The organism is Nocardia huaxiensis (assembly GCF_013744875.1).
Classification (GTDB): Bacteria; Actinomycetota; Actinomycetes; order Mycobacteriales; family Mycobacteriaceae; genus Nocardia; species Nocardia huaxiensis.
Map to the genome: position 1 here is coordinate 1,621,867 of NZ_CP059399.1, position 23,015 is coordinate 1,644,881.

Below are 23,015 nucleotides of genomic sequence, written 5' to 3' on the forward strand. Positions count from 1 at the left end.
AAATCCCCGGTCACTCGCCCTTGTGGCGCAGCCCGTGCCCCAGCGCGACCAGCGCGGTGAGGAACGCGCCCACCGACAGAATGGCGAAGCTGGCCACATAGGCGTCGAGCGTCGGCACGTGCGTCCCGCTGATGACGTGTGCCGACAGGATCGACGCCGTCACCGCGCCCGCGATGCTGCCGCCCGCGGTCCGCACCAGAGAGTTGATGCCCGAGGCGATTCCGCTCTCGCTCATGGGAACGTGCTGTACGGCCAGCGTGCCCAGCGCCGCGTAGCCGATGCCGAATCCGGTGCCCTGCAGAATCTGCGAGATCACCATGTCGTACCCGTGCTCGTGGAAGAACGTCAGCCACGCCATGGACGCTCCGGCGAAGGCCGCGCCGATGGCGAGCGTGTAGGCGGGTCCGATCTTGGCCGCGATGCGCCCGGTGCGGAAGCTGAAGAACGTCATGAGAATCGAGCTCGGAATGCCGTACAGACCCACGGCCAGCACCGATCCCGACAGCCCGTAGCCGACCTTGTCGGCCGGCGTCTGAATGAAATTCGAGATGAGCGTGAAGGATCCGAACATGGCGAAGCCGAGCAGCGCGGAAGCCAGGTTGGCGGACAGCGATTGCGGCCCCACCAGCAGCTGCAACCGCACCAGCGGCTGAGAAACCTTGAGCTCCACCAGCACCCAGATCACGGTGAGCACGGCCGCGGCCACGAACAGCCCGATCACCGACCCGGACACCCAGCCCCAGCGCGGCCCCTCGCTGATGCCGAGCAGCAGGCAGACCAGCAGTCCGGCCAGCAGCGCCGCGCCGACGAAGTCGGGCTTGCCGCCGTGCCGTACGCCATTGTTCTTGGCGCTCACCTGAATCAGCACGGTGGCGACCACGCCGAGCCCGGCGGTGAGCCAGAAGACCGGGTGCGGATTCTGGGTGTGGTCGGCGATGACGCCGGTGACGAGCAGGCCGACGGTGCCGCCGACGCCCATGGTGCCGGACACGATGCCGATGGCGCCGACCAGCTTCTCGCGCGGGAAGGTGTCGCGAATGATGCCGATGGCCAGCGGAATCATGGCCGCCGAGGTGCCCTGCAGGGCGCGGCCGACGATGTAGACGGCGAGGTTGTCGGCGAAGGCGCAGACCATCGAGCCGGCGATGAGCAGTCCCATGGCGGTCATGACCATGGGCTTCTTGCCGTACATGTCGCCGAAGCGGGACAGCAGCGGCGTGCACACCGCGCCGGTGAGCAGTGAGGCGGTGAACAGCCAGGTCACGCCGGCGACGTCGGTGTTCAGCTGCACGATCATGCGGGGCAGCAGTGGAATCACCACTGTCTGCTGCAGCGACACCACGAGTCCGGCCGCGCACAGCGCGAGCAGGGTGAGCCCGAGGTGGGCTGGGGGCCGGTCGTCGACGCCGTTTCCGGCGGGCGTACCGACAGCAGTCGTAGTCATGCGATGGGTCCCCTAGATTACTTACCAAAATTAAGTAAATGGATTTCGTAAGATAACCACATGCCGCGCCCGGAAGCCACACCCCGCCGTGAAGTAGACGCGGCTCACATCGTCGAATTGGAGCGTGCGCTGGCCCGTGTCGCCTACCTGCTGACCCGCGTCCGCCGCCACGACCGCGCCATGGCCCAGTGCGGAATCACCATGGACCGCGCCAGCGTTCCGCTGCTGCGCCTGCTCGCCGACGCCGACGAACCCCTGCGCCTGGGCGAGCTCGCCGCCCGCCTCGATGTCGAGGCCCCGCACGTGAGCCGCCAGATCCAGCGCCTGGAGAAATCCGGCCACGTGGAACGCGTGGCCGACCCCGACGACCGCCGCGCCCAGCGCGTCCGCCCCACCGCCAAGGGCCGCGAGGCCGTCGACGCCATCCGCGACGTGCTGCGCGGCTGGATGGGAGATGCCCTGTCCGAGTGGAGTTCCGAGGACATCAAATCCCTCGCCGTCCTCAACCACCGCATGGTCGACGCCTTCCTCGACCACGCCGAGAACATCGGCGACTACGTCCCCGGCGCCCGCGACCGCCGCCGCCTCTGACCGTCAGACAGCGGATTTCGCGGGCGCGACGACCCGGGCGCCCCAGGCGCACAACAGCATTGCCGCCATCGGCAGCGCCATGGCGGTCGAGAGCGGCACCGCTTTCGTGAGCCACCCGATGATCGCGGGCCCCGCCAGCAACCCCAGATACCCGATCCCGAACACCCGCGACATATCCGTGGCGGCCGTGCTCGACCCCAGATTCCCCGCGGCCGTGAACACTTGCGGAATCCCACCGGCCAGCCCGATCCCGCACAGCGCCCATCCGGCCACGGTCAACGGCGTCCACGGCGACACCAGCACCAACGCGAAACCCGCTGCGGCCAACAGCGTTCCCCACCGCACGATCGCCACCCGCCCGAACCGCTCGCTCACCCGATCGGCCCCGAACCGCCCGAGCATCATGGTCAGCGACACCGCCGCGAATCCGAAAGCGGCCACGCCGTCGTCCACCCCCAACCGCTCACGCATCTGCAAGGCGCTCCAGTCCGCCGCGACGCCTTCGGCCATGAGGATGGCGAAGGCAATAGCGGCCAGCGCCAGCACCTTCCGGGTCCGGCCCGACTGTCCTGCGCCGGGCGCGGCCGCATCGGTGTCGGCCGGCGTCGAGTCCGTCGGATGTGGACCGGTGGCGACCTCGACGAGCGAACCGATATCTCCGCCCACGTTGGCGAACGGCTCACTGGGCGTGAGTGACTCGCTGTGCGCCGGCTGGGGGAGCAGGCGGGGCGTGCTGAACGCCACCAGGGCGAGACCGCAGACCGCGCCGAGCGGCAGGGTGAATTGGGCTGTCCAGCCCGCGCTTTGGGTGGCGGCACCGACCAGGGAGCCGACCAGGCCGCCGAGGGAGAACAGGGCGTGGAAGGCCGACATGATGGGGCGGGGGTAGGCGCGTTCGACGTGGACGGCCTGGGCGTTCATGGAGACGTCGAGAGCGCCGTTGCCGAAACCGTAGGCGCACAGGGCCACTGCGAGGGCCAGTGGGGTGGGGGCGAAGGCCAGGCCGAGGAGCGACAGCGACAGTGCTGTGGCCGCGGCGGCGGTGAGGGTGCGGCTGCCCAGGCGGTCGGCGAGGGGGCCTGCGGTCTGCATGCCGGCGATGGCCGCGACCGCCATGAGAAGCAGGAGCATGCCCAGGGTTGCGTGGGAGACGCCGGTGCGTTCGGTGACGGCCGGGATGTGGACGATCCAGAGGGCCGACAACATCCCATTGAGGCCGAACACTGCGAACAGGGCGGCTCGCGCTGACCGGACGGGAGGAGCGGGCGTCGCAGCGACCATCGGTACGACGCTACCTGCATCGGTAGCTCCTCTTCACCCCCACCCTCGGCGGCTTCGTCGACGCGTCCGATCGGGATCCGATTCCTGTGAACTTCAACCTGTTTCGTATTCCAGTGTATTCCCGGGCACCGACAAGTTACGCCTGCCGTGTGAGCGAGGGAACACCGGAAAGCGCCACGTCACGCGCATAGTCGGCGAAGTCGCGGGGTGCCCTGCCGAGCGCACGCCGCACCCCGTCGGCGGGCTGCGAGTTGCGTCCGTCCAGCACCGTGCCGAACAGGTAGTCCAGCAGGCTGATTTCGTCGGCGGGCACATGGAACGACGTCAGCGCGGCCACGAAAGCGGTGCGGGACAAGGGAATGAACGCGATCTCGCATCCGAGCGCGGCCGCGATCTCACCCACGGCCCCGGCGAAAGTCAGTGCGCGCGGCCCGGTCAGCTCGTACACCTGCCCGGCGTGCCCGGGTTCGGTCAGCGCCGCCACCGCCACCTCCGCGACATCGTCGGCGTGCACGAACGGTTCCGGCACATCCCCGTGCGGCAGCGCCACCGCACCCGCCCGGACGAAATCGGAGAAGCGGCCCTCACTGAAATTCTGCGCGAACCAGGAGCAGCGCACGACGGTCCACTCCAGCCCCGAATCCCGCACGATCCCTTCGCATTCCAGCACTTCCGGCTCGCCGCGCCCGGACAGCAGCACGACTCGCCGCACGCCCGCCGCGCGCGCCATCGAGCAGAACGCGTGGATATCGGCGGGCGCACCCGGCACCGCCAGATCCGGCTGATAGGACAGATAGACGGCGTCGATGCCGTCCAGCGCGGCGGCCCAGGTGCCGCGATCGGTCCAGTCGAAAGGTACGGCGGCCGACCGCGACCCGAGCCGCACGCGCACCTCGCGGCCGTGCAGCAACGCTGCCACCCGGCTGCCGGTCTTCCCCGTCGCACCCAGGACGAGAATCGTGTTTCGGCTGCTCACAATGTCTTTCGTCGTCATGTATCCAGTACATCCCGATCTTGTCCGGGCTTACATGGTTGAGAAGCGCACGCCCATTTGCCATCGTCTTCATATGGATGCGTTGGCGAGCCTGCTCGAAGGTCCACGCGCGCGGGCGGCGTTCGTGATGCGGTCCTGTTTCGATCCGCCCTGGTCACTGCGTATCCGCGATGAAGCGCCGCTGACTTTGGTCGCCGTGGTGCGCGGCGGCGGCTGGGTGATCCCGGATCCCAAGACCGGCAAGCCGGTTCCGCCGCGCCAGTTGCGCACCGGCGATATCGCCCTGTTCCGCGGCCCCGACCACTACACCCTCGCCGACGATCCGGGCACCGCGCCGCAGGTGATCATCCATCCCGGCCAGGTCACCACCACTCCCGAGGGCGAGGTGCTCTGCGAGACCCTGAGCCTGGGCATTCGCAGCTGGGGCACCAGTTCCGACGCCCAGACCGTCCTGGTCACCGGCACCTACGAGCAGGAGTCCGCGGCCAGCCGCCGCCTGCTGCGCGCCCTGCCGCCGGTCGCCGTGCTCAATCGCGGTGAGATCGATGCGCGGGTGCTGGATCTGCTGGTGGACGAGGCCGCCAAGGATCTGCCCGCGCAGGGCGCCATGCTGGACCGCCTGCTCGACCTGCTGTTGATCGCGACCCTGCGCGCCTGGTTCTCCCGCGAGGACGCGCCCGCCTGGTATCACGCCTACGGTGATCCGCTGGTGGGCAAGGCCCTGCGCCTGATGCAGCACAACCCCGCCCACGCCTGGACGGTCGCGTCCCTGGCCACCGAGGTCGGCGTGTCCCGCGCCGCGCTGGCCCGCCGCTTCACCGAACTGGTCGGCGAACCCCCGATGGCCTTCCTCACCGACTGGCGTCTCGCGCTCGCCGCCGACCTGCTGCACGAATCCGACGCCACCCTCGAATCCATTGCCCGCCGAGTCGGTTACGGCAGCGCGTTCGCCCTGAGTACCGCCTTCAAACGGCACTACGGCCTGAGCCCGCGCGATCACCGCAATGCCGACAACGAGCGCACGGCCTGAGACCCGGCGCACACACGTGCGCACACGTTCAATACAGTCGGCGACGTGACGCAGGATCAGGTGTACCCCGTGTTGTGGCCCATGCAGACCCGCTGGGCGGACAACGACCATTACGGTCACGTCAACAATGTGGTGTATTACAGCTACTTCGACTCGGCCGTGAACGGCTGGCTCATGCGGGCCACCGGCACCGATATCCGGGACCTGCCGGCCATCGGCGTGGTGGCGCAGACCTCCTGCACCTTCCTCGGCTCGATCAGCTTCCCGGATCACCTCAAGGTCGGCATTCGCGTCGCGCGCCTGGGCAATTCGAGCATCAGCTACGAGCTCGCCATCTTCCGCGTCGACGGCGAGGGCCTGGAGCTGGCCGCCACCGGCACCTTCACCCACGTCTACGTGGACGAGGTGACCCGCAAGCCGGTCCCGATCCCCGCCGTCATCCGCGCCGCCGCCGAACCGCTGGTGGTCGCGGGCTAGACCCGGCCCAGCAGGGTGAGCGGATCCTCCAGCAGCGCAGCCACATTCGCGAGGAACCGGGCGCCCTGCTCACCGTCGATGAGGCGGTGATCGAAGCTGAGGCCGAGTGTGGTCACCCAGCGCACGGCGAGTTCGTCGCGATGCACCCACGGCTTCTTGCGGATCGAGCCCAGGCACAGAATGGCGGCTTCGCCCGGATTCACCAGTGGCACACCGGTATCCACGCCGAAGACGCCCACATTCGTGATGGTGAAGGTGCCGCCGGTCAGATCGGCGGGCAGGGCGGTGCCGGAGCGCGCGAGCTCGGCCGCCTTCCCGATCTCCACGCACAGGTCGCGCAGGCTCAGCGACTGCGCCTCCTTGATGCTCGGCACCAGCAGTCCGCGTGCGGTGGCCACGGCGATGCCCAGGTTCACGAAATGCTTGGTGACGATCTCCTGATGCGGATCGTCCCAGTGCGAGTTGATCTCCGGAAATTCGCTGAGCGCCACCAGCGTCGCCTTCGCCACCAGAGCCAGCGGCGTGAGCGTCAGCCCGGAGAAGGTCGGCGTGGCGCGCAGATGATCCAGCAGCTCCATGGATCCGGTGAAATCCGTGGTGACGAAGGTGCTGGCCTGTGGAATGTGCTGCGCGCTGGCCACCATCGCGGCCGCCGTGCGCTTGCGGACCCCGCTGACGGGCGTGCGGGTTTCGCGTTCGGAGGAGGCGGGCCGCAGCACGTGCGCGGGCCGCATGGGCGTCACCGGGGGCGCGGTGTGGATCGGAATATGGTCGGTGGCACGGGTTTCCCGCCGTGCGATCTCGGTGGCCGGGCGCACGTCGTGCAGGTCCTCCACGGTGATCGCGCCGTCCGGGCCGGTGCCGGTCACGCTCGACAGGTCGACGCCCATCTCCCGAGCCAGCTTTCGCGCCGCCGGCGTCGCGGCGGGACGGGAACTCTGCGTGCGTGATTCGCCGTCCCCGAACGGTCCGGGCCGGACGCCGAGTGCGGGAGTCCCGTCCGCGGGGTCGGATGCGGGTCCGGCGGTGTCCGGTAGCGCGGCTTTCGCGGCGGCCATCCGCGCCCGGCGCGAGGCGGCGGGTTCACTGTCGGGCCCGTACCCCACCAGCACCGACTGTCGTTCTGCCGGTGCGTCGGCGGTGGTCTGCACCCGGATCAGCGGCGCGCCCACCGGCACGGTGTCGCCCGGTTGTGCGAGCAGTTCCACGATCGTCCCGGCGTACGGGCAGGGCAGCGCCACCTGGGCTTTGGCGGTTTCCACCTCGGCGATGACCTGATTCAATTCCACGGTGTCGCCGACTTCGACTGTCCACGACACCAATTCGGCATCGGCCAATCCCTCACCGAGGTCCGGCAATCGGAATTCCATGACCTGACGCTGATCTTCCACCGGGCTTTCCTCCATTAGGCGGCGAGCGTGCGATCGACCGCGGCGAGAATGCGGTCGGGGTCGGGCAGGTGGTGCCGTTCGAGCTTAGCTGGGGGATAAGGGATATCGAAGCCACCGACGCGCAGAACGGGTGATTCCAGGTGATAGAAGCAGCGTTCGGTGATGCGGGCCGCGATTTCTGCGCCGAGCCCGCCGAATACCGGCGCCTCGTGCACGATCACCAGTCGCCCGGTTTTGCGCACCGAGGTTTCGATGGTGTCGAAATCGATGGGCGAGAGGCTGCGCAGATCGATCACCTCCAGCGAATGTCCTTCGGCGGCGGCGATATCGGCGGCGGTGAGCGCGGTGGCCACGGTGCCGCCGTAGGCGACCAGGGTGGCATCCTCGCCGCTGGCGCAGACCTGGGCCTGGTCCAGCGGCAATCCGCCGTCGAGGTCCAGTTTGTCGAAATCCACCTCGGCCTTGTCCCAGTACCGCCGCTTGGGTTCGAAGAAGATCACCGGATCGTCGAGGGCGATGGATTGCCGGATCATGAGATACGCGTCCGCCGGATTGCTCGGCGACACCACCCGCAATCCCGCCGTGTGCGTGAAATACGATTCAGGCGATTCGGAATGGTGTTCCACCGATCCGATCCCGCCTCCGCAGGGAATGCGAATGGTGATGGGCGCGACCACTTTCCCGCGCGTCCGATAGTGGATCTTGGCGACCTGGCACACGATCTGATCGAAGGCCGGATACACGAATCCGTCGAACTGGATTTCACACACCGGCCGCAATCCGCGCAGCGCCATGCCGAAAGCCGTTCCGATGATTCCGGATTCGGCCAGCGGGGTGTCGATCACCCGATTGTTCCCGAAATCCTTCTGCAGGGTGTCGGTGACCCGGAATACGCCGCCGAGCCGGCCGATGTCCTCACCCATCAGCACGACCTTCTGATCGTCCTCGAGCGCCCTGCGCAACCCGTGGTTGATGGCGCCCGCGAATGTCGTCTTCATGACTGGGCTCCCTCCAGGTAGGCGGTGTATTCGCGGCGTTCTTCCTCGACCAGCGGATGCGGTGTGGCGTACACGTGCTCGAACAGTTCGGCCGGTTCCGGGTCGGGCATGGTGAGGGTGGCGGTGCGCAGCCGGGCGGCGACGTCGTCGGCGCGTTCGGCCACCTGTTTCTCGAAAGCGCTGTCCCACAGGTCTTCTCGTTCCAGCAGCCGTCGCAGCCGGTCGATCGGATCGCGCCCGCGCCACAGTTCGAGTTCGGCGGCGGTGCGGTAGCGGGTGGGGTCGTCGGCGGTGGTGTGCGGGCCCATCCGATAGGTGATGGCCTCGATGAACGACGGCCCGCCGCCGCTGCGTGCCCGGATCAGCGCCTGCCGGGTCACGGCCAGTACGGCGAGCGCGTCGTTGCCGTCGACCTGCACGCCCGGAATGCCGTAACCGACGGCGCGGCGCGCGATGGGCGTGGCGCTCTGGACGCGGACGGGCGCGCTGATGGCCCAGTGATTGTTCTGGCAGAAGAACACCACCGGCGCACTCCAGCTCGCGGCGAATCCCAGGGCCTCGGCGATATCGCCCTGACTGGTCGCGCCGTCGCCGAAGTAGGCGATGGTGGCGATGTCCGCGCCCTCGAGGTGGGCGGCGTAGGCGTATCCGGTGGCGTGCAGCCCCTGTGAACCGACCACGATATTCGGGTTGGTCATCTTGAATGCGTCTGCGTCCCAGCAGGAATGGGCGACGCCGCGCCAGAGCCGGGTGAACTCCTCGACCGGGATGCCGCGGCAGTAGGCGACGCCGGCTTCGCGGTAGGAGCAGAACACGTAGTCGTCGGGGTGCAGGGCGTGGGCGGAGCCGATCTGGGCGGCTTCCTGTCCGAGCAGCGGCGGCCACAGGCCCAGCTGACCCTGGCGTTGCAGGGCGGTCGCCTCGATGTCGATGCGGCGGGCGACGGTCATATCGGTGAACAGGGCGCGCAGGCGGTCGCCGTCGATATCGGCGACGAGCGGGGCGTGGACGCGGTCGAGCACGCGGCGGCCGTCGGGCTGGACGAGCTGCACCGGATAGGTGTTCTTCTCGGGCATGGGTGTCGCCTCCTCGAAGCACCGGATACACGGGCGTCGCCGGGGATTGTGTCCCGTGAGCAACGCTACGTGTCCTATATCACACAGCATCCACCGTGGGGCGAAATGCGCAAGGAGGCGCGCGGCAACTGTGCAGAGTGCCCGGTTGATCCCCTATGAGGGGTGTCATGCTGCCTCGGCTGCACAGTTGCGTGACCGGGTGCCGGAGTTATCCGGGCGATTGCTCGGCGCGGTGCAGGAAGTGGTTGGCCAGGGCGTATCCGGCGTACAGCAAATCGGTGCAGGCCGACCAGTGCGGCGAACAGACCCGCGAGACCGAGCATGGTGAGGGCCGGCGTGTCGCGTACAGCCGCAGCGGAACGCACAGGGCGAAGGCCGGCAATGTGATGGTGAACGGCTGTCATACTGCGATTCATGTCGAGTAGGGAGCCCGCCCCCGCGGCGGTGGACGCCACCGATGCCCGCCTACTGCTGGAACTGGTCGCCAACCCCCGGGCGACAGGCGTGGAATTGGCTGCGCGACTGGGCCTTTCCCGCAACACCGTGCAAGCCCGCCTGGCCCGCTGGGAAGCCAACGGCGTCCTCGCCAGCTTCGAACGCCGCGTCGAACCCCGAGCCCTCGGCTACCCCCTCGCCGCCTTCGTCGCCGTCGTGGTCGACCAGCACCAACTCGACAAGGTCGTAGACGAGCTGGCCGAAATCCCCGAGGTGACCGAAGTCTGCGGCATGACCGGCCCCACCGACCTCACCGTCCGCGTAGTGGCCCAGGACGCCGACGACCTCTACCGCCTCACCGGCCAGATCCTCAAGATCCCCGGCGTGGAACGCACCAATATGGCCCTCGTCATGCGCGAACTCGTCGGCCCCCGCATCGCCCCCCTCCTCGACCGCCTCGCCGCCACCAACGGCGCCACACCCCTCCGCTCTCTCCTGCCGCCGGAGTAACGGACAGCCATCCGCGTTCGGTCGATGAGCCGGGAAGACGGCGTGGTCGCCTGCCCTCGTCGCTAAGACTTGGTGGCGGCGGTCGCGGTGGTGCTGCGCAGCCACCAGCGCACCACCAAGCCGGCCACGAGCGCCCAGAACGCGCCACCGATACCCAGCACGGTGACCCCGGAGGCAGCGACCACGAAGGTGATCGCGGCGGCGGAGCGATGTTCGGCGGTGCTCAGAGCGGCGGTGAGGGCTCCCGCCAGGGTGGCGATGAGGGCAAGGCCCGCAACGGTTTCCAGCACGCCCCGGGGAGCCGCCGCTACCACTGTGACCAGCGCGCCCGAAGCGAGTGCCAGCACCAGGTAGACGCAGCCCGCGGTGGTCGCCGCGATCCAGCGCCGCTTGGGGTCCGGGTGCGCGGCAGGCGCGGCGGACAGTGCCGCGCTGATCGCCGCCAGATTGATGGCGTGCCCGCCCGCGGGCGCCCCGAGGATGGTGCCGAGCCCCGTCACGGTGAGCGCCGACCGCCACGGCACCTGGTACCCGAACGATTTCATGACCGCCGTCCCCGGAATGTTCTGCGCCGCCATGGTCACGATGTACAGCGGCACCGCGACGCCGATGAGCGCCTGCCAACTCCAGTGCGGCACAGTCAATTCCACGCGCGGAATCATCGCCGACACATCCAGCGACCGATGTGTGACAACGATGTCGATCCCCGCCCCCACCGCCGCCACCGCGAACGCCGCCAGCACCGCCCACCGCGCCGCGAACCGCTGCAGCACCAACCAGGTGAGAATCACCGGCACCACCACGGCCGGACTCACCGTCACCGCGCGCACGGGCGCAAGGCACAGCGGCAACAACACTCCCGCCAGCATCGCTTGCGCGATCTCCACCGGAATGGCCGCGATCAACGCCCCCAACCGCTGCCAGAATCCGGTCACCACGATCAGCACCCCCGCAATCGCGAACGCCCCCACCGCAGCAGCCCATCCGCCCGCCACCGCACCGGTCCCCGCCAGCAATGCCGCCCCGGGCGTCGACCAGGCCAGTGTGATCGGCATCCGATATCGCCGGCTCAACACCACCATCCCCACCGCCTGCGTCACCGACACCGCCAGCAATCCCGACGCCGCCTGTCCCGCCGTGGCCCCCATAGCGGTCAATCCGGCCAGCACCACAGCAAACGAACTGGTGAAACCGACCAGCGCGGTAACGATCCCGGCCCCGATCGGCTGCCCGATCCCCGCAACGGGAGCTTCTTCGACGGCGGACTCGCCGGTGGTCGTAGTGCTCATCGCGTCATCGTCCCGGTCCACTCGCCCTCGGGTCACCGTCCAATCACCCGAAACTGGACTGAATTCGGACAATCGATCGGTACAGGGTCGGCCTGCCTGCTGGGGTGGCCATCCCGTGTCTGCCGCGAACGCATGGTGCGGGTTGGCGGCGGGGGTGGGGTGGGCTGCGTAGGGTGTGGGGGATTCTGGTGTGAATGCGTTGGCTTCTGCGACGAGGAGTTGGCTTGAGCGCGGTATTGATCTCGGCGGGGGAATTGCGGGAACTGCTGGGGGAGGCGGGGTCTCGGGTCCGGTTGCTGGATGTGCGGTGGGCGCTGGGAGATCCGGACGGGCCGCAACATTATTTGGACGGGCATATTCCGGGGGCGGTGTTCGTGGATCTGGAGACGGAGTTGGCTGCGCCGGCTTCGCCCGCGCGGGGGCGGCATCCGCTGCCGGAGGTGGCGCATCTGCAGAAGTGCGCGCGGAGTTGGGGGGTGTCGAACGGGGACACCGTGGTGGTCTATGACGCCACCGGGGGGATGGCGGCGGCTCGGGCGTGGTGGTTGCTGCGCTGGGCGGGGGTGCCGGAGGTGCGCATCCTGGACGGTGGGCTGCCGGCCTGGGAACGGGACGGGGGCAAGGTGATCGCGGGCAACGAACCCGATCCCGAGGTGGGGGATGTGGTGTTGACGGGCGGGCAGCTGCCGACCGTCGACGCGGATGCGGCGGCCGGGTGGAAGGGCCTGCTGCTGGATGCTCGGGCGGGGGAGCGGTATCGCGGGGAGACGGAGCCGATCGATCCGCGGGCGGGACACATTCCGGGAGCGGTGAGCGCGCCTACGGCCGAAAACCTCACTGCGGAGGGATATTTCAAGGGCGCGGACGAATTGCGTTCGCGTTTCGAGGGATTCGGCTCCGGTCCGGTTGCCGTGTACTGCGGGTCGGGGGTGACGGCCGCGCATCAGGTGGCGGCGCTGGCCGCCGCGGGCATCGATGCGGCGCTGTACCCGGGATCGTGGTCGCAGTGGTCCAACGATCCCAAGCGGCCGGTCGCTACCGGGCCGGATCCGGCTTGACGGCGGTGAGGATGCCGGTGGCCATCCGGCCCGCACGGAATTCGATTCCGGTGAAACCGATTTCGCGCAGCGGCTCGGCATAGCGGCGGATATCCACGTCCGCCAGCGGATCGCCGCCGTTCGAGTCGCTGTGGCCGTGGCCGTGGCCGTCACCGCGGCCGTGCGGCGAAAAGCGCTCGGACACACGGGCGAGCACGTGCAGCACGGTGCCGTGCACCCCGCCGGTCGGGTGGGCGTCGACCAGGAGCAGTCGCCCGCCGGGCCGTAGCACCCGGAACATGCCCGCCAGCGCGGTGCTCCGGTCCGCCTCTGCGATGTGATGCATGGCGAAGGTCGACGTCACCACGTCGAAGCTCGCATCCGCGTACGAAAGCGACTGTGCCGCACCGAGATCGAAGCGACTGTTGGCGGGAGCGTGCTTGCGGGAGTACTCGATCATCGGCTCGGAGGGGTCGACCCCCACCACCCGGCCCTGCGCGCCGACACTGCGAGACAGCGCCCGCGCCAGCCGCCCGGGTCCGCACCCGATATCGAGGACGTGGTCACCCGCCTTCGCTCCGCTGATACCGGCGAGCTCCCGGACGAAGCTGTTCGCACGGCCGAAGAAGATGACATCGACGAGCAGGTTGTAGCGGCGCGGCCAGGTGATCAGCTCGCCGACTTCGGTGGATTTCGTGGTGGTGTACTGGCGATTTCGGTTCATGTGCCCAATCATCGAAGGGTGGGCTCGCACCGGCCAGAAGCAATCACCGCAGATCCGTTCGTTTCCGCACAGATCCACCAGATCCATCCCGAAAGTAGTGTCTTTCCCAGGGGCTCCGCCCCCGGCCCCCCGGCCCCCGTTACGGGGCGGGCCTCCGACCGTAGGGTGCGCCGTACCCGCGCTGCCCTGCACCGTGCGCTGATCGAACTCATGCAGGACCGCCACTACGACCGCATCACCGTGCAGGACATCATCGATCGCGCGGACGTGGGCCGCTCCACCTTCTACGCCCACTACCGCGACAAGGACGATCTGCTGCTGGTGAGCTGCACCGAGCATGTGCGCGCGGTGCTTTCGGAGGAGCTGTCCCGCTACCGGGGTGCGGTCCCGCTGCTGGCCCCGGTCGCCATTCTGTTCCGATTGGTCGGGGAGCACACGGAGATCTACCGCCCGCTGATCGGTCAGCGCGCCAATGCCACTGTGCTGCGCGCCGTCCGGCAGATGTACGCCGACCTGCTCGCCGACCATCTCGGGCCGCGCCTGGACCTGGATCCGAGCGACCTCGACGCCACCGTCACCTTCCTGTCCTGGGGCATTTTCGGCCTGCAGGAGGCCGTGGTCGACCCGCACCGCTCCCTCACGGCGGAACAGGCATTCGCGCAGTTCCGCGCGCTATGGGCAGGTGCCGGCCACCCGCTGTAGCGCGGCCCGATCCCCGGCGGTGATGGGCAGCCCGTACTGCCGGGCCACCGTCAAGTACTTCCCGGCGTAGAAGCAGTGTCCGGCCGCGGACGGCGGTAGCCATTCACCGGGCGTCTGATCGCCCTTGGCCTGGTTGATCTTTCCGTTCACGGCCAGCAGATTGAGATCGACGTCATTGGCGAATTGCACGCGCCGTTCCAGCGTCCATTCGGATGCGCCCATGTCCCAGGCGGCGGCCAGCGGATAGACATGATCGATCTGCACCTGACCGGCATCGGCCTTCGCAAAGGTCGTGCGGGTGCCGGTGTAGGGATCGTCGAGCGTCCCGGAGAGCACGACGCAGTTCTTGGCGCCCTGCTTGAAGCCCACGCCGGAAAGCTGCCGGGCCAGCACATTGTTGCGGGTGTCGCAGCCGTCGTGGCCGCCCGGCCCGTCGTAGTCGTCGGTCCATGCGGTCCCGAATACGCACGCCTGCCCGGATTTGCACCCGCGCTGGTAGCCGCCCGGATGCGGGCGCGCGGCAATCACCCGCACGCCCGTCAGTAGCTCCTCCAGGTGCGCACGGCTCGGACTGCCCGGTGCCGGAGTTGTCTGCTCGCCCAAGGTTTCGCACCCTGACATCAGGAGGACGAGCACCGCTCCCAGCGTCAGCGCCATGCAGTGCAATATGTGCCGCACATTTCACGTCTACCGTGCGCACCGGGGGATACCGCGATTTCCGGGGAACTCGCACCCCCGGAGTGTCGCGTTACAGCCAGGCGTGGGCCAGTAGATCGTCCGCCGCGGTTTCGGACAGTTGCGGCGGGAATCGCGTTGCCGCAATGGATTCGATGCGCAATCCATCGTGGCCGATCAGCCAGGAGCCGCCGCGCTCTTCACATTCGGCGATCTTGGCGAAGGTGGTGAGCAGGAAATTGATGGCATCGCGTGGGTCGGCGGTGCGCGCGAGGCGCTGGGATTCGCCCGGCCGGGAAAGATCCAGCCACACTCCGGACTGGCCGTCCAGGCGCATCCCCACGATTTTGGTCGTGTCGACGAAGGTGAACTTTCGTCGTTCCCACGGCGTTGTCGGCGTGAAGGACTGCTCGAGCACTTGGAGCAGAATCGTCATCTTCACGGCCTCCCTCGGTATCGAAAGTGCCACGGCTCCGGATTGAGTCGTGGTGGATTGTCAGGGTGCGCCCCGCTTCGACTGCCCATCAGGCGCAGCCGACCCCGCCGTATGCGGTGACCTGCGGTTATTCCAGTATGTGCCGTAATCGTCCAGAAATAAAGACTTGGTGGGGGACGTGATTCGCCAGATTTGCCGAGGGACTCCCGGAGAGGCGGGGGTTTCGGGGGCGAAGCCCCTGAGAACCCGCGAAGAGTCCGGGTCGATACCTGTCGGTGGCGGCTGATTGGATGGGCGGATGCTGCATGGGCTGTGGTCGCCGGGTGCTGGGTTGATGCTGTGGCACGACCCGGCCGATGACGTGACCGCCGCGGAGCTGCCCGAACCCCTGGGGTCGATCGTGCGTGCGGCGCGGTTCCGGCACAAGGCCGAGGTCCTGGTGGCCGGGCCGTACGGGGTGGAGAAAACGCAGGTGAGGGCGCATGCTCTGGCTCCGGAGGCGGCGGCGGGCGTGTTGCTGCAGGAGCTGCCACGGCATGCGGTGGCCGGGGACCTGCGCTATCTCGCGCACGTGGCGCGCGGTCTGGAACGCTGGGTGCGCGCCGGTCGGATCGTGCCGGAAGTGCGTCGCGACGATGGGGAATGGTGGGTGCGCTGGCGGCTGCTCGGCGGCCAGAAACAGCGCGCCTGGCTGGCCGAGCTCACCGTGGCCATGCCCGCGGCTCTGCGGGTGGCCGGACGGCCGGCGGAGGTGCTGGAGCACCTCACCGGTGAGCTCGCGGATCCCATTGCACGACTGCAGATTTCGCGCCGACCCGGCGAGAGCGGCCCGCATCCCCTGCTGCGCGCGCTGGTCGGGGATCAGCCCCTGGAAACCGGTTCGCATCGGGTGGCGGCGGTCCTGGAGGACTGGCGCACCAGCATCCTCGCCGACGAGCCCGAACTGGTGCTGCGACTGCTCGAACCGGAAGCCGACGATCTGGGTGAGGCCGCCCTGTGGCGGCTCGAGGTCTGCATGCGGGTCGACGGCGAAGCGCCGCAGCCCCTGCTGCTCCCGGGCGACCCGAATCTGCTGCGTATCGCCGGCGACAAACTGATCGCGGCCACCGACGCCTATCCGCGCCTGCGCGACCTGCCCGGGGACACCCGCAGCATGGACCTGTTCCTGCCCACCGAGGTGGTCATGGACCTGGTCGCGCACGGCGCGCAGGCCCTGCAGTCGGTGGGCGTGAAGCTGCTGCTGCCGCGCGCCTGGCGGATCGCCGCGCCGACCATGAAGCTGAAGGTGCAGAGTCCCGCCGCCACCGAGACCGCGGTGGGATTGAAGGGCCTGGTCTCGTTCCGCTGGGAGCTGGCGCTCGGCGATGTGGTGCTCACGCCCGCCGAGATGTCGCGCCTGGTGCAGTCGAAGTCGGATCTGGTGCAGTTGCGCGGCGAATGGGTGCAGGCCGATCACCGCATGCTGGCGGCCGCCGCCGACTACGTGTCGGGCCGCACCGACAATACCGAGACCACCATCGGCGGCCTCTTCGCCGAACTCGCGGCGAGCCCGGTGATCGGCGTACCGCTGGACGAGGTGAGCGCGACCGGTTGGGCCGCACAGCTTTTCGCCGGTGAGCGCGACGCGGAACCGGTCCCCACCCCGATCGGCCTGAAGGCGGAGCTGCGCCCCTACCAGCAGCGCGGCCTGAGCTGGCTGGCTACCATGAGTCGCCTCGGTTGCGGCGCGATCCTCGCCGACGACATGGGCCTGGGCAAGACCGTGCAGGTGCTGGCCCTGCTCGTCCACGAACGTGAAATCTTCGCCGGTGCAACCGATATCGACCAGTCCGATCGAGTCGGCCCCACTCTGCTGGTGTGCCCCATGTCGGTGGTCGGCAACTGGCAGCGGGAGGCGGAGCGGTTCGCACCGGATCTGCGGGTGCTGGTGCATCACGGGGCCGCGCGTCGGTCAGGTGCGGAATTCGATGCGGCGGTGGCGGATTCGGATCTGGTGGTGACCACGTACGCACTCCTGGCGCGGGATGTGGAGGAGCTGAAGCGCCAGCCCTGGCAGCGGGTGGTGCTGGACGAGGCGCAGCACATCAAGAACGCGGGCACCCGGCAGGCGCGGGCGGCCCGGCTGGTGCAGGCGCGACATCGCTTGGCGCTCACCGGAACTCCGGTGGAGAATCGCCTGGAGGAGCTGCGTTCGATCCTGGATTTCGCCAATCCCGCGCTGCTGGGCAAGGCTTCGGAGTTCCACGCCCGCTTCGCCGTGCCGATCGAGCGCGAGCACGACGAGAATGCCGTCACCCGCCTGCGGGCCATCACGTCTCCGTTCGTGCTGCGCCGCGTCAAGACCGATCCGAAGGTCATCTCCGACCTCCCGGAGAAGATCGAGATGACGGTGCGCGCCAACCTCACCGTCGAGCAGGCCGCGCTGTATCAGGCCGTTCTCGACGATATGACCGACAAGCTGAAGTCCGCCGAGGGCATGGAGCGCAAGGGCGCGGTGCTGGCCGCGCTCACCCGCCTCAAGCAGGTGTGCAATCACCCCGCCCACTTCCTGGGCGACGGTTCGGCCCTGCTGCGCCGCGGCCACCACCGCTCCGGCAAGCTCGGCCTGGTCGAGGACATTCTGGAATCGGTGATCGCCGACGGCGAGCGCGCGCTGCTGTTCACCCAGTTCCGCGAATTCGGTGAGCTGCTCGCCCCGTATCTGACGGAGCGCTTCGGCGTGGAAACCCCGTTCCTGCACGGCGGCGTCAGTAAGCAGCGCCGCGACGCCATGGTCACCGGCTTCCAAGAGGAGGACGGCCCGCCGCTCATGCTGCTGTCGCTCAAGGCCGGCGGCACGGGCCTGAACCTGACCGCCGCCAATCATGTGGTGCACCTGGACCGCTGGTGGAATCCGGCGGTGGAGAACCAGGCCACCGACCGCGCCTTCCGCATCGGCCAGCGCCGCGATGTGCAGGTGCGCAAACTGGTCTGCGTCGACACCATCGAGGAGCGGGTGGACGACATGCTGAGGGGCAAGAGCAAACTCGCCGACCTCACCGTCGGGGTGGGCGAGAAGTGGATCACCGAAATGAGCAATGACGAACTGCGCGAACTGTTCGCGCTGGGTTCCGAGGCGGTCGGCGAATGACCGACTTCAGGGAATTCGGCCCCCGCCGCCCGGTGCGCGGCGGCGTCCCCGCCCGCAGCAAGCGCGGTGCCGCCTTCGCCCGAACCTGGTGGGGCCGCGCATTTCTGGCGGCCATAGAGCAGGTCGCCGATGCGGGCCGACTCACCCGGGGCCGCACCTACGCCCGCTCCGGCCAGGTGGTCAGCTACCGTCTGGAGGCCGGCGCCGTGCACGCCGAGGTCCAAGGCAGCCAGCCTCGCCCGTTCATCGCCGTCCTCACCATGCGTCAGCTCCGCGACGATCGCCTCACCGAACTGGTGGACCTGGTCCGCGCCACCCCCGGCATGCTCGGACGCATGGCCTCCGGCGCGCTGCCGCAGGAACTGGGCCCCCTGCTCCTGCCCACCACCGCCTCGGAACTCGACTTCTCCTGCAGCTGCCCGGATTCCGGCTGGCCCTGCAAGCATGTGGCCGCCATCTGCTACGTCCTGGCCGAACGCTTCGACGAACGTCCCGGCGACCTGCTGATCCTGCGCGGCATCCAGCTCGACGCTCTCATCGGCAGCGTGCAGCAGGAGATCGCCACCCTCGAGACCGAGGACCTGTACGGCGAGGACGCCGACCTCCCCGCCCTCCCCAAGCCCGAATTCCGTCCGGCCCCAGAGGATCTCGACGCCACCCTGCTCCGTCAGGCGCTACGCATGACCGCCGAGGACGAGACCACCGCCCAAGCCGGACTGCGCCACCTGCGCGACCTGTACGCCGCGCTGGACGACTGAGCCGCTCAGTGCGTGGTGGCGCGGGCCGCCGCGCGCCGCGCCCCGGCGGTTTTGCCGACGCTGCCGAAGCGGTAGTCCCGCATGTCGAAATGCGCTGCCCGCCATGCCGCTTCGGCCGTGCTCATGGGTTTGAGCGGTACGTCGCCGTTCTTGTCGAAGTAGTAGCTGTTGGCCAGGGCGCAGCTGTCCTGCCAGAAGACCTGGGTGCCACGGCGGTTCAGCATTTCCTGGAAGTAGCGGTCGTTGGCTTCGTGCGTGACCTCGACCCGGGTCGAACCGCCTTTTCTCGCCTGCCGCAACAGCCTCAGAATGTGGGTGGTCTGCATCTCGATGAGGGTGAAGTAGGAGGCCCCGTTGTAGCCGTACGGCCCGATGATGGTGAAGAAGTTCGGGAAGCCCGGCACGCTCACCCCCTCGTAGGCTTGCAGGCGATGGGTGTCCCACCAGTCCTCCAGCCGGATTCCGCCGCTGCCGTGCAGGTCGAAGGTCGGCATATTGCCCGACTCCATGACCTTGAACCCGGTCGCCATGATGAGTACGTCGACCTGATGGTGTCCGGCGGCGGTGCGCAGGCCGGTGGCCGTGATTTCCTGGATCGGTTCGGTTTCGAGCAGGACGTTCTCGCGATTGAAGGTCTTCAGGTAGTCGTTGGAGAAGGACGGCCGCTTGCAGCCCAGCGCGTATTTCGGCGTGAGTTTCTCCCGCACCACGGGATCGCTGACCTGCTGCCGCAGATGCGCCAGGCCCGAGCGCTCGCCCAGCTTCACCATGGGCAGCACCTCGTAGTAGTGCGCCGCGAGCGGGAAGGTGAGCTCGACGAACGCCTGGCTCACCAGCCGGGTGAGCTGCTGCCCGCCCGGCAGCCGCATGAGCGTCCGAACCGCCTGCGGCAGTGGCGCGTCCGGCCGGGGCAGACACCAGATCGGCGTCCGCTGGAACACCACCAGCTCCGCCACCTCGGCCGCGATCTCCGGCACCACCTGCACCGCCGAAGCACCCGTGCCGATGATTCCGACCCGCTTGCCGCGCAGATCCAGCGTGTGATCCCACCGCGCGGTGTGCACGACCGTTCCTGTGAACCGTTCGGCCCCGGGGATTTCCGGCAGCTTCGGCCGGGTGAGCACGCCCGTCGCGCCGATCAGGAATCGCGCCGTGAACTCGTCTCCGGTGTCGGTGCCCAGCCGCCACAGATGCAGCTCGTCGTCGAAGTCGGCTCGGGTGATGGTGGTGCCGAACCGGATTCGCGGGCGCAGCCCGTACTTCTGCACGCAATGCTCGGCATACGCCTTCAACTCCCGGCCGGGCGCGTACACCCGCGACCAGTTGCGCTGCTTCTCGAACGAGTACTGATAGCTGAACGACGGAATATCCACGGCGATACCGGGATAGGTGTTCCAATGCCAGGTTCCGCCGACCCCGTCGGCCTCGTCGACCATGATGAAGTCGTCGAATCCCGCCTTGCGCAGGGCGATCGCGAATCCGATCCCGGAGAATCCGGCTCCGACGATCACGATCTCATGATCGACCACGGTGTTCCTCATGGCGTGTCCTCCGCATAGATGATGCAGTCCACCCGATGCTCGACACCGTCCACGGTACGGATACCGAGCGGTGCGAGGCGTGCGATCGGCCAGGTCACCAGCCGGCAGTTCGGGGCCCGCAGGGCTTCGTAGTAGTGGTTGTGCAGTCGCAGGCTCGCCGCCGTATCGGGCGTCAATTGCCGCCGATGCCACGAATCACGCACCTGTAGGCGTAGATTCGCCGCGGCGGCGCGGCGCAGCACCGCTCCGGCGAGCCATTGCAGCGCCGCGACGCCCGGCGGGTGTTCGGGGGCGGCCGGAACCGGATCGCCCGGCAGCGGCCGGGCGGTGCCGACGGGTAGCGGGCCGAGCAGGTCCGGCGGCAGCAGATCCAGCAGTCCGCGTACGCCCGGAATCGGCGGCACCGGCAGCACCCAGATCGGATCCTGTTGGAAAACGGTCACTTTCCGCGCCCGCGCGGTCACCGCGGGCAGCACCCGCGCCACCGCCGCCCCGTCCCCGACCACGGCCGCGTGCAGGTCACCGAGCACGCACTGATTCCGCCAGCGCGCACAGTGAATCTGCGGACCCCGGTATTCGTCGCGCGTTCTGCCGTTGCCGCCCCGGCGAATCGGGGCGCTCACCGGGCCACCGGCTCATAGGTCAGTTCCTTCGACCACGACGGCGGCTTGCCCAGCACCCGCACCGGGAACAGATCGATGGCCCGGCTCAGCGTCTCGTTGACCGTCCGCAGCGGCTGCAGCCGGTTGATGGTGGCGCGCCCGTGCAATCGCACGACGTGGAACAGCGGCAGCCGTTTGATCTCCGGAGCCCGCTCGCCCGCTTTCTCGTAGCGCCGCACCGCATTCCAGAGCTTCTCCTCGTCCAGCCCCATGGCCATGATGTTGGCCGACATGCGCGACAGCAGCGGCGTGTACAGCAGTGCCCCCAGCAGCAGGCTGGGTCGCAGCGCGAATCCCGCTGTCTCGATGGCGATCCGGCGTGCCGGTCCCGCACCGAGCTGTTCCAGCACCTGGAATCCCACCGCGAGATGCCGGGACTCGTCGCTGTTGATATTGCGGAACACCTCGTGGCACAACGGATCCCGCACCTCGTCCAGCAGGAACTTCACCAGCGCCCCGTCCAGCGCGCATTCCAGCGAGGGAATGACCGTCCCCAGCACCGGCAGCGTCAGGTTGTCGGCATTGCGGTCCAGCCATTCGATGACGAGCCGAATGTTCTTGTTGGGCACCGGCATGGCGTCACCGTCGAGCATGCCCCAGCGCCGCATGAGCGCCAGTTCGGCATTGGCGTGCTTCTGCTCCTCGGCGTGGAAGTACCGGTAGATCTCCTTGAGCGGCCCGTCGGGCGCCTTGTTCTTCAGGGCCGCGAAGCCGCGCGCGCCGACGTGTTCGATCCACACCAGATCCGCCATGAAGGCCGCGAGTTTCGGCCGCTGTGCCTCGGTGATCCGCTCGGCGCCGGGTGCGTCCCAGTCGATGTCGGCCAGTGCCCACTGTCGATCCTTGATCACGGTGAGCATGTCGGAATATGCGAACGCCATTGTTCAAACTCCTTGGTGTACAGGGGGTTACCGCACCAGCCGCTCCAGCAGTCCGGCGGCGCGGGTGTAGGGCTCGGGGAGCAGCCGCTTGGACTGCCAGATGACTTTGGCTTCGACCTGCGGCACCACATACAGCTGGCCGCGATCGACGGCGTCGAGGGTGGCGCGGGCAATCGAGGCGGGCGGGCGGCCGGTCCAGCGCAGCAGGCGGTCGCCCCAGCGCTCCATGGACTCGTCGCCGATCGAAACGCCTTCCATGATGTTGGTTTTCACCGCGGTCGGGCACAGCACGGTGACGCCGACCCCGGTTCCGGCGAGTTCGGCGGCCAGGGTTTCCGACAGCGCGAGCACGCCCGCCTTGCTGACGTTGTAGGCGGCCATGCGCGGTGCGGCGCCGAAAGCCGCCGCGGAGGCGACATTCACGATGTTCCCGCTTCCGGCGGCGCGCATGCGCGGCGCGAAGACGTGGCAGCCGTGCACGACGCCCCACAGGTTCACGTCGAGCACCTGATGCCATTCGCTCAGCGGTGCATCGCCGATCACCAGGCCGCCGCGGCCGATGCCGGCATTGTTGATCACGATGTCGGCGGTCTTGCCGAACCACTGTTCGGCGGTATCTGCCAGCGCGGCAACGTCATTCACGCGGCTGACATCGCAGACGGTCTCGAACGCCTTGCCGCCCGCGATGCTCACCAATTCGACTGTCTCACGGGCGCGTTCGCCGTCGATGTCGGAGCAGATCACCCGCCCGCCGCGGCGTCCGAGTTCGAGGGCGAAGGCGCGGCCGATGCCGCTGCCCGCGCCGGTGACCACGGCGTCCGCCTGCTGTGTGCGCCGAGTGCCGAAAGGGTTGAGTCGCATGGGAACTCCCGGAGTGGTGCCATCCGGGCAGTCAACTGGTGGCATCTGCCACCATTGGCCGCGCCTGCCACCAATTAGGCGCGTGGTGCGGT

At 68.5% G+C, this 23,015-nt stretch carries 22 protein-coding genes; 8 read left to right on the forward strand and 14 right to left on the reverse strand.

Features of this window, described 5'->3' with window-relative positions:
• Positions 1-10 precede the first annotated feature (10 nt).
• Complete coding sequence (locus tag H0264_RS07285; protein WP_181583258.1) at positions 11-1,444, reverse strand: MFS transporter; 1,434 nt, start codon at positions 1,442-1,444, stop codon at positions 11-13.
• Between the two features lie 60 nt (positions 1,445-1,504).
• Here H0264_RS07285 and H0264_RS07290 point away from each other — a divergent pair, with 60 nt between their 5' ends.
• Positions 1,505-2,035: a MarR family winged helix-turn-helix transcriptional regulator gene (locus H0264_RS07290; RefSeq protein ID WP_181583259.1), complete on the forward strand. Its 531-nt coding sequence runs from the start codon at positions 1,505-1,507 to the stop codon at positions 2,033-2,035.
• Between the two features lie 3 nt (positions 2,036-2,038).
• Here H0264_RS07290 and H0264_RS07295 read toward each other — a convergent pair whose 3' ends face one another.
• Positions 2,039-3,316, reverse strand: coding sequence for an MFS transporter (locus tag H0264_RS07295; RefSeq protein WP_181583260.1), 1,278 nt, complete (start codon positions 3,314-3,316; stop codon positions 2,039-2,041).
• Between the two features lie 136 nt (positions 3,317-3,452).
• Positions 3,453-4,310, reverse strand: coding sequence for a Rossmann-fold NAD(P)-binding domain-containing protein (locus H0264_RS07300; protein WP_181583261.1), 858 nt, complete (start codon positions 4,308-4,310; stop codon positions 3,453-3,455).
• Positions 4,311-4,383: 73 nt separating this feature from the next.
• On the opposite strand from H0264_RS07300, the gene H0264_RS07305 reads away from it, so the two are divergent.
• Positions 4,384-5,340, forward strand: a complete 957-nt coding sequence (locus H0264_RS07305; RefSeq protein ID WP_181583262.1) for an AraC family transcriptional regulator — start codon at positions 4,384-4,386, stop codon at positions 5,338-5,340.
• Positions 5,341-5,421: 81 nt separating this feature from the next.
• A complete protein-coding gene (locus tag H0264_RS07310; RefSeq protein WP_181585345.1) occupies positions 5,422-5,817 on the forward strand; it encodes an acyl-CoA thioesterase in 396 nt (131 codons plus the stop codon).
• On the opposite strand, the gene H0264_RS07315 is transcribed toward H0264_RS07310, so the two are convergent.
• The 3 genes from H0264_RS07315 to pdhA are packed head-to-tail and all read right to left on the reverse strand — an operon-like array spanning position 5,814 to position 9,282.
• Positions 5,814-7,223, reverse strand: coding sequence for a dihydrolipoamide acetyltransferase family protein (locus H0264_RS07315; RefSeq protein WP_181583263.1), 1,410 nt, complete (start codon positions 7,221-7,223; stop codon positions 5,814-5,816). The genes H0264_RS07310 and H0264_RS07315 overlap by 4 nt on opposite strands.
• Positions 7,223-8,206, reverse strand: coding sequence for an alpha-ketoacid dehydrogenase subunit beta (locus H0264_RS07320; protein ID WP_181583264.1), 984 nt, complete (start codon positions 8,204-8,206; stop codon positions 7,223-7,225). Before H0264_RS07320 ends, H0264_RS07315 begins: the two co-directional genes overlap by 1 nt.
• The gene (gene pdhA / locus H0264_RS07325; protein WP_181583265.1) at positions 8,203-9,282 is read right to left on the reverse strand and encodes a pyruvate dehydrogenase (acetyl-transferring) E1 component subunit alpha; all 1,080 of its coding nucleotides are present in this window, start codon (positions 9,280-9,282) and stop codon (positions 8,203-8,205) included. The genes H0264_RS07320 and pdhA overlap by 4 nt, the downstream gene beginning before the upstream one ends.
• 414 nt (positions 9,283-9,696) lie before the next feature.
• Between pdhA and H0264_RS07330 the strand changes: the two genes are divergently transcribed.
• Positions 9,697-10,227 carry an Lrp/AsnC family transcriptional regulator gene (locus H0264_RS07330; protein ID WP_181583266.1) on the forward strand — a complete coding sequence of 177 codons (531 nt, stop codon included), beginning with the start codon at positions 9,697-9,699 and terminating at the stop codon, positions 10,225-10,227.
• A gap of 62 nt (positions 10,228-10,289) precedes the next feature.
• On the opposite strand, the gene H0264_RS07335 is transcribed toward H0264_RS07330, so the two are convergent.
• The gene (locus H0264_RS07335; RefSeq protein WP_181583267.1) at positions 10,290-11,516 is read right to left on the reverse strand and encodes a benzoate/H(+) symporter BenE family transporter; all 1,227 of its coding nucleotides are present in this window, start codon (positions 11,514-11,516) and stop codon (positions 10,290-10,292) included.
• Positions 11,517-11,710: 194 nt separating this feature from the next.
• Here H0264_RS07335 and H0264_RS07340 point away from each other — a divergent pair, with 194 nt between their 5' ends.
• Positions 11,711-12,574 (forward strand): sulfurtransferase, encoded by an 864-nt coding sequence (locus H0264_RS07340; protein WP_181583268.1) that lies wholly within the window; start codon positions 11,711-11,713, stop codon positions 12,572-12,574.
• Here H0264_RS07340 and H0264_RS07345 read toward each other — a convergent pair.
• Complete coding sequence (locus tag H0264_RS07345) at positions 12,552-13,277, reverse strand: class I SAM-dependent methyltransferase (protein ID WP_181583269.1); 726 nt, start codon at positions 13,275-13,277, stop codon at positions 12,552-12,554. The genes H0264_RS07340 and H0264_RS07345 overlap by 23 nt on opposite strands.
• A gap of 165 nt (positions 13,278-13,442) precedes the next feature.
• Between H0264_RS07345 and H0264_RS07350 the strand changes: the two genes are divergently transcribed.
• Entirely contained in the window at positions 13,443-13,979 is a 537-nt protein-coding gene (locus H0264_RS07350) for a TetR/AcrR family transcriptional regulator (protein WP_231084219.1), read from the forward strand.
• Here the strand turns inward: H0264_RS07350 and H0264_RS07355 are convergent.
• Both H0264_RS07355 and H0264_RS07360 read right to left on the reverse strand, forming a co-directional pair.
• Positions 13,950-14,636, reverse strand: a complete 687-nt coding sequence (locus H0264_RS07355; protein ID WP_181583270.1) for an HNH endonuclease family protein — start codon at positions 14,634-14,636, stop codon at positions 13,950-13,952. The two genes, H0264_RS07350 and H0264_RS07355, sit on opposite strands and share 30 nt — an antisense overlap.
• A gap of 91 nt (positions 14,637-14,727) precedes the next feature.
• The gene (locus H0264_RS07360; RefSeq protein ID WP_181583271.1) at positions 14,728-15,090 is read right to left on the reverse strand and encodes a hypothetical protein; all 363 of its coding nucleotides are present in this window, start codon (positions 15,088-15,090) and stop codon (positions 14,728-14,730) included.
• A 298-nt stretch (positions 15,091-15,388) separates the two neighbouring features.
• On the opposite strand from H0264_RS07360, the gene H0264_RS07365 reads away from it, so the two are divergent.
• Complete coding sequence (locus tag H0264_RS07365; RefSeq protein WP_181583272.1) at positions 15,389-18,220, forward strand: DEAD/DEAH box helicase; 2,832 nt, start codon at positions 15,389-15,391, stop codon at positions 18,218-18,220.
• A complete protein-coding gene (locus H0264_RS07370; protein ID WP_181583273.1) occupies positions 18,217-18,978 on the forward strand; it encodes an SWIM zinc finger family protein in 762 nt (253 codons plus the stop codon). Before H0264_RS07365 ends, H0264_RS07370 begins: the two co-directional genes overlap by 4 nt.
• A gap of 5 nt (positions 18,979-18,983) precedes the next feature.
• On the opposite strand, the gene H0264_RS07375 is transcribed toward H0264_RS07370, so the two are convergent.
• From H0264_RS07375 to H0264_RS07390, 4 genes are read right to left on the reverse strand one after another with little or no spacing between them, the layout of a single operon-like run.
• Complete coding sequence (locus tag H0264_RS07375) at positions 18,984-20,519, reverse strand: flavin-containing monooxygenase (protein ID WP_181583274.1); 1,536 nt, start codon at positions 20,517-20,519, stop codon at positions 18,984-18,986.
• Positions 20,516-21,142 carry an NAD(P)/FAD-dependent oxidoreductase gene (locus tag H0264_RS07380; protein ID WP_181583275.1) on the reverse strand — a complete coding sequence of 209 codons (627 nt, stop codon included), beginning with the start codon at positions 21,140-21,142 and terminating at the stop codon, positions 20,516-20,518. The genes H0264_RS07375 and H0264_RS07380 overlap by 4 nt, the downstream gene beginning before the upstream one ends.
• Positions 21,139-22,062: a ferritin-like domain-containing protein gene (locus tag H0264_RS07385; RefSeq protein WP_181583276.1), complete on the reverse strand. Its 924-nt coding sequence runs from the start codon at positions 22,060-22,062 to the stop codon at positions 21,139-21,141. The genes H0264_RS07380 and H0264_RS07385 overlap by 4 nt, the downstream gene beginning before the upstream one ends.
• 27 nt (positions 22,063-22,089) lie before the next feature.
• The gene (locus tag H0264_RS07390) at positions 22,090-22,923 is read right to left on the reverse strand and encodes an SDR family NAD(P)-dependent oxidoreductase (RefSeq protein WP_181583277.1); all 834 of its coding nucleotides are present in this window, start codon (positions 22,921-22,923) and stop codon (positions 22,090-22,092) included.
• Positions 22,924-23,015 lie beyond the last annotated feature (92 nt).